11 protein-coding genes are annotated in these 10,059 nt (G+C 33.9%); 9 read left to right on the plus strand and 2 right to left on the minus strand.

Annotated elements, in window-relative coordinates:
• Positions 1-72: 72 nt before the first annotated feature.
• The 4 genes from AC1RNS_RS21340 (at position 73) to AC1RNS_RS21355 (ending at position 2,851) form a co-directional block, all read left to right on the plus strand.
• On the plus strand, positions 73-489 hold the full coding sequence (locus AC1RNS_RS21340; RefSeq protein WP_492995579.1) for a hypothetical protein: 417 nt from the start codon (positions 73-75) through the stop codon (positions 487-489).
• Positions 490-501: 12 nt separating this feature from the next.
• A complete protein-coding gene (locus tag AC1RNS_RS21345; protein WP_492995580.1) occupies positions 502-822 on the plus strand; it encodes a cyclin family protein in 321 nt (106 codons plus the stop codon).
• Positions 823-1,414: 592 nt separating this feature from the next.
• The gene (locus AC1RNS_RS21350; protein ID WP_492995581.1) at positions 1,415-1,897 is read left to right on the plus strand and encodes a hypothetical protein; all 483 of its coding nucleotides are present in this window, start codon (positions 1,415-1,417) and stop codon (positions 1,895-1,897) included.
• Between the two features lie 228 nt (positions 1,898-2,125).
• Positions 2,126-2,851, plus strand: a complete 726-nt coding sequence (locus AC1RNS_RS21355; protein WP_492995583.1) for a metallophosphoesterase family protein — start codon at positions 2,126-2,128, stop codon at positions 2,849-2,851.
• A 43-nt stretch (positions 2,852-2,894) separates the two neighbouring features.
• Here the strand turns inward: AC1RNS_RS21355 and AC1RNS_RS21360 are convergent, their stop codons facing one another.
• A complete protein-coding gene (locus AC1RNS_RS21360) occupies positions 2,895-3,197 on the minus strand; it encodes a hypothetical protein (protein ID WP_492995585.1) in 303 nt (100 codons plus the stop codon).
• Positions 3,198-3,349: 152 nt separating this feature from the next.
• A complete protein-coding gene (locus tag AC1RNS_RS21365; protein ID WP_492995586.1) occupies positions 3,350-4,354 on the minus strand; it encodes a nucleoid-associated protein in 1,005 nt (334 codons plus the stop codon).
• A 321-nt stretch (positions 4,355-4,675) separates the two neighbouring features.
• On the opposite strand from AC1RNS_RS21365, the gene AC1RNS_RS21370 reads away from it, so the two are divergent.
• From AC1RNS_RS21370 to AC1RNS_RS21390, 5 genes are all read left to right on the plus strand, one after another.
• Positions 4,676-6,220, plus strand: coding sequence for a spore germination protein (locus tag AC1RNS_RS21370; RefSeq protein ID WP_492995587.1), 1,545 nt, complete (start codon positions 4,676-4,678; stop codon positions 6,218-6,220).
• A gap of 26 nt (positions 6,221-6,246) precedes the next feature.
• Positions 6,247-7,344 (plus strand): spore germination protein, encoded by a 1,098-nt coding sequence (locus AC1RNS_RS21375; RefSeq protein WP_492995589.1) that lies wholly within the window; start codon positions 6,247-6,249, stop codon positions 7,342-7,344.
• A 5-nt stretch (positions 7,345-7,349) separates the two neighbouring features.
• Positions 7,350-8,546, plus strand: a complete 1,197-nt coding sequence (locus AC1RNS_RS21380; protein ID WP_492995598.1) for a Ger(x)C family spore germination protein — start codon at positions 7,350-7,352, stop codon at positions 8,544-8,546.
• 677 nt (positions 8,547-9,223) lie between these two features.
• Positions 9,224-9,637, plus strand: coding sequence for a YugN family protein (locus AC1RNS_RS21385; RefSeq protein WP_492995590.1), 414 nt, complete (start codon positions 9,224-9,226; stop codon positions 9,635-9,637).
• A 166-nt stretch (positions 9,638-9,803) separates the two neighbouring features.
• Positions 9,804-9,971, plus strand: coding sequence for a hypothetical protein (locus tag AC1RNS_RS21390; RefSeq protein WP_492995592.1), 168 nt, complete (start codon positions 9,804-9,806; stop codon positions 9,969-9,971).
• Positions 9,972-10,059: the final 88 nt, after the last annotated feature.

Genomic DNA, 10,059 nt, shown 5'->3' on the forward strand with positions numbered 1-10,059 from the left:
AGCTAGGAAGAAGAAGATTTTTTTGGTAATCTATATATGAATTAACATTTTTTTTAGGAGGAGCTTGCTATTATGATTATTAGTAAATCAACTGCAAGAGAAGTTGGCAATAAAATTGATAAAGTGTTAGGTGAAATTAAGGATATTCAAGCAAATATTGACCGTTCTTCGGACAAAATCGATAATGAGTTGAATTCTTGTTCACGCGAATTAATTAATGCTCAAACGACATTGACTGAAATTCAGCCTCAAGTTGATATGTTGCTAGCGCAAGTTGGTCAAGATGCACCACCTCATGTAAAAGCAATGCTAGATAGTGTAGCTATGGGGATTACAGGTAAGGTGCAAAATGCATTAAATAACTTGGCAGAAGTTCAACGTAATGTAAAAGACGTTGACAAATTAACGGATGAAATTGATTCTTTTACTGATAGTGTTAACAAAAAGATTACTGATATCGACGAGTTAACAGATAGGCTGCAAGGATAGGGGGAGCGATAAATGAATTCATATACAGGTGGAGGTCGAATGAATTGGAATAACAATCAGCGAGTTGCTGATTCAGTAGATCACACAGCATCTCAAATCACTTTGGCTTGTGACATGATTTCAAATGCTGGCATTAATTTCGAAGGTATTCAACAAGAATTACTGATGCTTGCGAATCAGCCAAATCCACCAGAGCCTTCGCAATTGATTAGCTTGGCAAACCGCATTCAAACAACGAAACGCCAAGTTGATGATTCTGTACAAAAAGTAAAAGAATTTGCTCGAAACATTGATGCTAAAACAGACGAAATTCAAAAACGTGGCGGTTGGTAAAATATTTGTCTTTACTTAATTAACCTCTTTCAGACGAAATCATATATTATTATGAGCGCATTTTGGCATTATTAGATGATTGAATGTTAATAATGATATCTGATTTCGTTAAGATTTATCCTTAAACTGCTTTTCTAAAACAAAAGAAAGTGCAGACAAATGCTGTTTAAATCCTTACCGCATAATGATATAAACAGCTACACAATCTCGAAATAGTGGCTCTTTTGGACTGCTCCATCCCATACATAAAATTGTGACAAATGTAGTTATAAGGGTATTGATGAAAAAAACTATTTGAGCGATATTCCATTTAACAATGTGAAAAAATTTATTTGAACTGTTTGTATTCCTTCTAATATCCTAATTAGGAGGATTCTTTTATGTCCAACAATAAGCATGGTTTTTGTGGTTATTTAGCAAAAACAGTAGACATGATGCAGACACTGGAAGTTCAGCTGATTTTGACTCATAGATTCACAATTTATTGCACTGAATATTAATAAAATCTAACTTGAAGTAAGGATGCTGCAAAGCGTGGAAAGTTGTGAATATTTGATTTTTCATAATTTAATTAATTAAAAGGAGCTTATTTATGGCTATTTTAAAGGATCATTCTAGCAAGCCCAGTTGTGAAGTTGAAATTAAATTAATATTAGTTAATGATGAGAGTGTGAAATTTGGTATTGTTTTTCGCACTGGTCCTACTTTCCCAGAGATACATACAGAAATCTCTTGCTTAAAAAGAGATTTTCTAAAATTATTAGATGATCTAAAACGAGTTGATCATACACACCTAAGTATGCTTGAACCCCATGATCCAGGTTTGTGTATTTATCATATTCCTGAATATGGTACCTATTATTTTCCTGACTATGGACTGTTCCAAGTTCCTGAACATGAAAGACAGGAAAATGAGCCTCGTTTTAAATTAATTTTTGTATTAGATGCAAAGGAAAAGAATAATTATGGCTTAAGAGAATGCGGTCCGGCATTATGTTTAATAGTAAAAATGGAACAAATTAATCAATTTGTGGATAGTTTGAAATTGAAAGTAACGACTTTTTCAAACATATAAATATGCATTATCAAATACTTAATAAATCAATGAATTTAATTTTGTTCAGTATTTGTTTAGTACGATGTAGTATGCTATGCATGTAATCTTGTCAAAGTCTTATTTCTAGAAACAGCAGAGAGGACTAGGTATTTCATTTATTTTGAACCTAGTCCTTTTTGTTGTTTCATTTTACCTGATTAATTTGTATAGAGTAGTACCAATCCAATACTATAAGGTAGGGAAATTATGAACGTAGCAGTATTATCGGATATTCATGGCAATAAAGATGCATTAAAGGCAGTATTAGATGATATACAGCAACGAAATATTGTTAGTATCTATAATTTAGGTGATATACTGTATGGACCGCTTTTCCCGTTAGAAACATATGATTTATTAAAGGGAGTGGACATAAAAAGTGTTAGTGGTAATTGCGATCGTATATTGTTACAAGCATCATCAGATAATCTAACTGCGCAATATGTAATAGATATGCTGGAGAATGAGCATAAAAATTGGTTAAACAATCTGCCATTTTCCATTCAGACAGAAGATTTTTATTTCTGTCATGCCTCTCCAAAAAGTGACGAACAGTATTTATTGCATGATATAACGCTCAACGATGCAATTCTTAAGCAACCACAAGATATAATGAATCTAGTCAAGGAAATTCCGCAAAATATCATATTTTGTGGTCATTCTCATTTATCAGACATTGTTTATTTACCAAATGGCAAAGTTATAGCTAATCCTGGAAGTGTCGGTTTGCTTGCATATGAGGAAGAAGAACCCTTCTATTATAAAATGGAGTCGGGGACACCCTTTGCTAATTATACAATTGTGAAAAAACGTGATGGTCGATGGATTTTTGAGCAAATAAATATTACTTATGATGTGACAGATGCGATAAAGCAAAGTGAAAAACTAAATAGACCTGATTGGGCATGTGCACTAAAATTTGGACATGTTTAGAAAATCAAGCTGCAAATTGCTATTATTTGCAGCTTGAGTGATGCTAATTAGTTTTTATAGTACGGTCTTTTTCTATAAGTGCTTTGAACAGATTTTTCTTTTGAATAAAGAGAATAACAGAAGCTTGAATCGTCATGGCTACTATTAGCAGAATAAAGTGTGAATTGTGATAGAAGAAGAAGGACATAAAATAAAATATCGGTGCCGATGATAAGTATGAAATATATTGATTTTTAGTGACCACATAGATGATAGTAGAAAGGCAAGTTGTTACTAGGAGAAGCTCAAGTACAATGCCAATGGAAGCACTATCCACGTAATATTGTAATTCATCAATAATTGACATATAAAAAACCCCCTTATAAAGTATTTAAATTGTAACATATTAACAATTTTGGATGTGCTGTTTTACGGAAATTTTCTATAAAAAATACTCCCATTAGCTAAACACAATTTGTCTACCTAATAGGAGCATTCTATTTTCATTGAATTACTTGATTAGATTTCTTCTTGAAAATAAATTTTATAATACTTGCGATTTGTGGCTTCATCATAGCCTACTTCGATTAGTTCATCTACCTGCTCGATATTTTGTACATTGACCTGAATTTCAATATTAGAGTCTAGCTTTATTTTTCGTTTATATTTTTTCTCGGCTTTTTCAAGTGCGCTTTCAGAAATAATTGTTTCATAGGGTTTTACAGAATTTATGATTATATCTCTTTGTGTGGAATCGGTCTTATCAAATACCGTTTCGATATATTCATTTACTTGAAACTCATCTTCATTTCTAAAGTAATCTAGCGTTTTATTTAATAACCCTAGCTTTTCTGTATTTGAAAAATTATCTTCTTTAAGAATATACTTTTTACATTCTGTTAACGCCAAATTCGTTTTGTGATAATATTCATCCGCTGCTTTAATCTTTAAAAAGCGTTCCTGCCAATAGACAATATCCTCTTTTCTCTTCGTTTTTATAAATACAGCAGGCACTTGCTCCTCACCCATATCCACGATGATGGCCATATTATTGATTTTCTTTACATTAATGCCGTCAATACCATGAATAATCATTTTGTTTTGATCATTCTTAACATCTAAAAACATTTCTTTCTCATCAATTTTGACAATAGCAACAATTTTTTTAGCTTCATTCATAAAGAAGCAATTGTCAAACAAGCCGATAAATAATTCACCGCTTTTAATATTAGGGTGCTGAGAGACGCTATATAAATGAGTAGCAATGTTTTTGGATTGCTCAAGAAAGCCTTTTTCCTCTTTAAAAATGGTACTTACATATGTATATACCTCATTTAAGGCAATATCAGTTTCATGGAAAAATTCATATTGCTGCTCTAAATCGATTTTGCTAAATGCTAGTTGTGTAAAAGCTGCTTCTAGCATGACCTCGGGTTGTGTAAACGATTCTTCACCTAGCACAAGTGAGTCACTTATAAAATGGATGATATACTGTGTTAATTTACTTTCACTGACTTCTAGCATATTTCTTCACCTTCTATTTATTCAATGTAGATACTATACCATATCCTATTTTATAAAACATATTCCTATCCTTTTTCTGTTCGTAAATAATTATGCTGGTTGGGAAAGAATGCTTACTGTAAGTTTAAAAAGCTAATGGATAGATAAAGATGGAGTTATAGATATAGACAGCAGTTAGTGAGGGTGATAACTATGTGGGAAAAGGTGATATCCTACATACCAGAATGGAGAGTATTTCTACAAGGGTTTTTGGTATTTCTCATTCCTTATATTCTGTACAAATTGTTTAATGGATTGATACTTCATCGGAAGAAAAATGGAATGCTAGAAATCAAAACAGCAGAAGTGGAAAATCAAAAATGGATAAATTCAAAACATGTTCAGGTTTCGTTCCCTGACTTTACAGGTGATATTACCCAAGACCTCTCATTTATAAGAAATGCAATTGGACATAACTGGGATGTGCATTTTAGAGAGTTTTATCTTGGTAACACTGGTAATCGTGCAGCAATTATTTTTCTAGAAGGATTATCTGATAAAGAGCTAATTGATAAGCATATTTTAACTTCATTAATGGGAGGGTTTTCAGAAACAAAAAATCAAGATTTAACTCCCATTGATTTACAAAAGCATATAACAAATAATGTCCTTACAATAAGTGAGTTAACCGAGGAGCATGATGTTAAAAAATCGGTAGCAAAAGTATTGATTGGATCTACTTTATTAGTAGTGGATGGTATGAAACAGGTGTTTATTTTGGGTACCACAAAAAATAAATCGCGTAATTATGAAGAACCTGTATCGGAGGCATTGGTTAGAGGTCCAAGGATAGGATTTACAGAAACGTTAAGTGATAATACTGCTTTATTACGACAGCATGGAGAAAATTGTGACCTATCCATGATTCCTATCCAGGTTGGTCAGCGCTCCAAAAAAGAATTAGTCATTGCCTATATAAAAGAGATTGCTGATCCTAACTTAGTGGAAGAGGTCAAACATAGAATCAATAAAATTAATATAGATGATGTACCTGAATCAGGCTATATAGAGCAAATGATAGAGGATAATTTCCTCAGCCCATTTACACAAGTACAGAATACAGAACGGCCTGACAGAGTGATGGGGGCTTTGCTAGAGGGACGAGTAGCGATTTTACTTGATGGAACACCATATGTTCTAATCGTTCCTGTTACTTTTAGCATGCTATTGCAATCACCTGAAGACTATTATGAGCGCTGGCTACCCAGTTCATTAATTAGACTGCTCCGATATCTAGCGGCGGGCATTACCCTTTTTGCACCCTCCTTATATATTTCATTTGTCTCTTTTCATCAAGGCTTAATACCGACAAAACTAGCATTGTCCATGATGGGAACAAGAGAAGGGGTTCCTTTTCCTGCAATAATAGAGGCATTGATTATGGAGGTAGCCATCGAAATATTACGAGAAGCTGGACTTCGCCTACCTAAACCGATTGGACCAACAATGGGAATTGTGGGAGGACTGGTTATTGGAGAAGCTGCCGTTCAAGCTGGAATAGTGAGCCCAATTATGGTCATTGTGGTAGCGTTAACGGCGATTTCTTCCTTTGCTATCCCTCAATATAGTGCAGGTATAACATTGAGATTACTTCGATTTGTCTCGATGTTTTTTGCCGCAATATTTGGATTATTTGGGGTTGTATTGTTCTTCCTTTTTCTATGTAGTCATTTAGTAAAACTAAAAAGTTTTGGCGTTCCTTATGTAAGTCCAACCATTCCATATCGAGCGAGTGATTGGAAAGATTTTATGGTTCGTATGCCACTAATGATGATGAAGCGCCGTCCTAAGATGCTGCATACGAAAGATCCTATCCGCAAAGATTAATCCTCTAGAAAGGACATTGACTTAGCATGATAATTAGTTCACAAGATAAAATTAGCTCTTCACAGGCACTTGTTATCCTTGTCAATTATATTCTTGCAACTGGAATTCTTACACTGCCTCGAGCATCTGTAGAGAAGGTGAAAACACCAGATGTATGGATTAGTGTTTTTTTAGGAGGCATTATTGCGATGATTGCAGGGATCATTATTGTGAAATTAAGTCAGCAATTTCCTGAGAAAACCTTTTATCAGTACAACCAAATAATTGTTGGAAGATGGCTTGGCTGGATTCTAAGCTTGCTGATAATTAGCTATTTTTTTACAATTTCTGCATTTGAGGTCAGAACAATGGCTGAGGTGACCTCTCTTTTTTTGTTAGAGGGCACCCCCACCTGGGCAATTATTTTGCCCTTTATGTGGGTTGGTCTATATTTGGTTAGTAGCGGTATAAACTCGATTGCTCGTTTATTTGAAATCATTTTCCCCATTACATTTGTTATTTTCTTGCTGGTTGCCTTTTTAAGCTTTGGAATTTTTGAGATAGACAATCTTCGTCCCGTATTAGGCTTAGGTGTTACCCCGATGTTAAAAGGAATAAAAACGGCTACATTGGCATTTTTAGGTCCAGAAATAATGTTGCTACTAGTCGCATTTATGAAGCCAGCTGATAAAACGAAGGCTGTGAGAATTGTAGTAGTTGGTTTAATAATTCCTCTCATTTTTTATGTGATTACGGTTGTAATGGTGATAGGTGCATTATCTATAGAGGGAGTTGTGACAAGAACATGGCCCACAATTGAATTAATGAGAAGTTATGAAATTCCGGGCTTAATCTTTGAACGATTCGAATCCTTTTTACTTGTTATATGGATTATGCAAATATTTGCTACGTTTACAATTACTTATTATGCGGCTGCATTAGGCCTAGCTCAACTCTTTCAAACTAATATTCAACCTTTCTTGTTTGGCTTGCTACCTGTTATATATATGATCGCAATGACACCAAAAAATATAAATGATTTATTTAAATTTGGCGATCAGATAGGCCATGCTGCTATTATTCTTTTCGGTATACTACCGATAATTTTACTTATTATTTCGAGACTGAAGGGTGAAAAAGCATGACATTAATGCGTTTGTATCAAAGATTTCTGTTGGGGACGATGTTATCTGTAATCATTTTACCCTTATCAGGATGCTGGAGTAATAAAGAAATAGAAGATTTAGGTCTAGTAGCAGGTACTTCCTTGGACTTAGCCACAAACAGTGATTTTTCGGGAAGCTTGGAGGAGCAAGAAGGGAGGCCTTCAAATAGAGAGCTCATTACGATAACCAATCAATTAGTAACCTCAGAGACAACTGCTACTGGAGCAAAAGGTGGAACTGTGCATCAACAGGCCTATAAAAATGTTTCTGAAACTGGAGATACTGTACTCCCCACCTTACGAAACATGTTATTAAAAATTGACAAACGGGCCTTTGCAGAACATTCTAAAGTAATTATTATTGCAGAGGATTTAGCGAGTACATTGAATTTAAAACAGACATTGGATTTTTTTCTAAGAGAGCTGGAGATAAGGCCTAGTGGCGTTTTGCTTATTGCTAAAAATCGTGCTAGTGACATACTTGAATCAAATGAACAGACAAAAATTCCAGCGTTTCAACTTAGGGAGATGATTCAGGGTCATGAAAGAACATCTAAAATTCTCCCTCCTATGACATTTGCCAAGTTAGAGGGGAAATTAAATTCGAATGCTAGTTTTTTGTTACAATATGTAGTTTCTGAAAACGGAGAAGTAAAATTTGTGGGTGCTGCAGTCATCGAAGGGAAAACAAAAACATTTCGAGGTTCTTTAAATGCACTAGAATTAGAAGGGATTTCATGGATAACTGGAAAAGCTAAAGGTGGTTTAGTAGAAAGTTTTGACGAAAAGACAAATCAGCCTATCATATATGAGGCATTATCTATGAAAAGTAAAATTTTGCCTTCAGTAAAGGGAGACAGTATTTCATTTCATGTCAAAATAGAGTCTGAAGGTCGAATTGCAGAACATTGGGTGCTAACCGAAAAAACATTCAACAATAAATTTCTGAAAATAGCAGAACAAACGACAAAAAAAGAAGTAGAGCGCTTGATAGACAATGTATTAAAGAAGATACAGCAACAATATCAAACTGATGTTTCGGGATTTGGCAATAGCTTAAGAATTGAATATCCTAAAGTGTGGGAAAAAGTAAAAAAGAATTGGGATCAAATATTTAGTGAGGTTCCCATCACATACGAGGTCAAGATAAATATAAAAGATTATGGAACATCGGGCGATTAACCCGCTTTGTTTTATAGTCTTTTTGTTTTTTGAAAGTATGTAGCCTTTGCCTGTATAAGTTAAAAGTAATTATCAATATAGGTTTAGAGAATGGATAGAAAGGAAAATGCCATTCGTCAACAGAAAGGATTAAACTTAAAGGATCAAAATGGTCAGGAAAGGGGTTTGAAATTGAGAATAGAAGGAGATTTATTAATTTTTGAAAAATAATCGTAAAGACACAAATTATAATTGAGCTAAATAATCGTCTCGAAACTTTGTATTTATACAAGGTTTCGAGACTTTTTATGGGGGTTTTTAGCGATCATATTCATAGTCATAAGGTACATCCTTACTCCCGCAGCCAGCAAGAAGAAATGAGAGAGAAAGTAATAGAATCAAACTAACTACAAATTTTTTCATTATAGCTAACACTCCTTTACTTAAATGATTATTTTAAAAGGCCGATTGTTTTTCACTTTACAATTATAGTGTAAATGGATTGACTTCATAAGTACATATTTAACCCATATAAATAGGTAGTAGCGAGCACGTTGATTATAAGGATGTTGTTCCAATTTATTTTGTATGGGAAACTAGAAACTTTACTTTATTGTCACCCACTTTTTACTAGTAGAGTTTGTAATTCCTCTTTTTAGGATAGACTTTTAGCAAGTAATATGAAGGAGGGTTCAAAATTGTTACAATTTGATTCAAAAATAGTGGGAAAAGAAATTGAATTTGGCTATTTACGTGATAAAATTGAAGGTCGTGGATTTACCATTGGTGGTAACTGGGAGTATTATAAAGGAAGCTTTGATACGGTATTGTGGAAAGAGGGCGGAGAGACAATTTATTTACGTGTGCCTTTTATTGTAACAGAAGGAGAGCTGGATAATGAAGATGCCAAAATACGCTTCCAAAACCCATTTGTAATAAAGCACGTGGCAAATGTTGGCTTAGATTATGATGAGGGCTCTTTACTAGATGCTTCTGGAGTAAGCCAATTTCAGACACCATTAGACAAGGATGCACATATCCATGATAAAAGTAGATGGATAAGTGCTGGTGAGCAAGTTGTAGAAAAAAGAGTGCTTCCGTACTTTCATTAAAATAAAGAATCGATGTAGATAAATAATAATATCATTTAGCACAGTTTTAAGTCTTTTATCCTTCATTAAATTTAGTACGTAATAATCAAAAAAGAAAATTTAATTGTCAGAAAAAATTACCAATATTATAATAGAGCTAATTAATACTACTAAATGAGGTGAGTTAATGGGAAAAGCAGCTAGTGATGATTTTCTTCATTCATATCAAAAATTGCAGCAAGAACGACTCATCGATCGAAAAGAAGAGTATTTAGAGGTGCTGGAAAAAACAAAGGCTAAGGGCGAGATATTAGAATTTGATTCCTTAGTAGATATAGTAGAAGAGACGTCTTAATGACGTCTCATAGTGTTGAAAAATTAAATAGTCAAGGGACTCTTTGTGAATATTTAGTCAAAATGAAGGTGATTTCCGTTCCAGGCTA

The organism is Lysinibacillus sp. GW821-FHT14F06 (assembly GCF_058803665.1).